The organism is Erwinia sp. B116, from assembly GCF_002865965.1.
Lineage (GTDB): Bacteria > Pseudomonadota > Gammaproteobacteria > Enterobacterales > Enterobacteriaceae > Erwinia.
Map to the genome: position 1 here is coordinate 1,057 of NZ_JRZZ01000089.1, position 735 is coordinate 1,791.

1 protein-coding gene is annotated in these 735 nt (G+C 64.1%); it reads right to left on the bottom strand.

What is annotated here, in order from left to right; genetic code table 11:
• The coding region (vgrG, locus tag NV64_RS22605) for a type VI secretion system tip protein VgrG (protein ID WP_146005543.1) at positions 1 to 735 on the bottom strand (735 nt) is incomplete at both ends.

Consider the following 735-nt stretch of genomic DNA (forward strand, 5'->3'; position numbering starts at 1 on the left):
TGTCTTCCCCCCGTACTCGGTACCCAGCTTGATATGCTCTTCCCCGCGCCTGTCCTCCATGCGCAGTTTGTTCAGCCCGGCGGTGCGGATCACGTTGCGGGTGCCGTTCTTTTCCGTCACGTGGTCCACGTGGCGTGAGTCGTGCAGCGCATGGGCGATGTACGGGCGATCGGGGTCACCTTCGTGGAAGGCAATCGCCACTTCCGTGCCCTGAATCAGCGGGAAGTGGATGCCGTAAACGTCGCCGCCGTAGGGCTTAGCCAGGCGCACCGGCATGCTCTCCTGGCCCCGCGCTTTGTCGTCCTGGTCGGCATCAAATTTCACCCGGTACAGGCCCGCCGCATCCTGCCAGGCGTAGATGTCACTGGCTTTTGCGCTGGTGACGCGGGCCATCAGGGTGCCGCTGATTTTCGGGCGCGGCTTCAGCGGCGGCCGCCAGCACAGCGTTTCACTAAAGGGTACGGCGGCAATCGTCACCTTCAGCGCATCCTTACGGCTGGCGGTGAAGCCGGTGCGCACGATGACCATCGGCAGCGACAGCAGTTCCGGCAGCGTTGAGGGAATGGTGCTGTCGACAACCGTCAGCACCTGGGCCGGACGCAGCGTGGCATCGTTACTGCCGCCACCGATCAGCGTCTGCTCTGCCAGAAAACGCTCGTGATCCAGGCGTGCCAGGAAGTTTGCCGTTTCCGCCGTCGGGGCGATTTTATCGCCGGTGTCCCGGTGGCGGGGCTT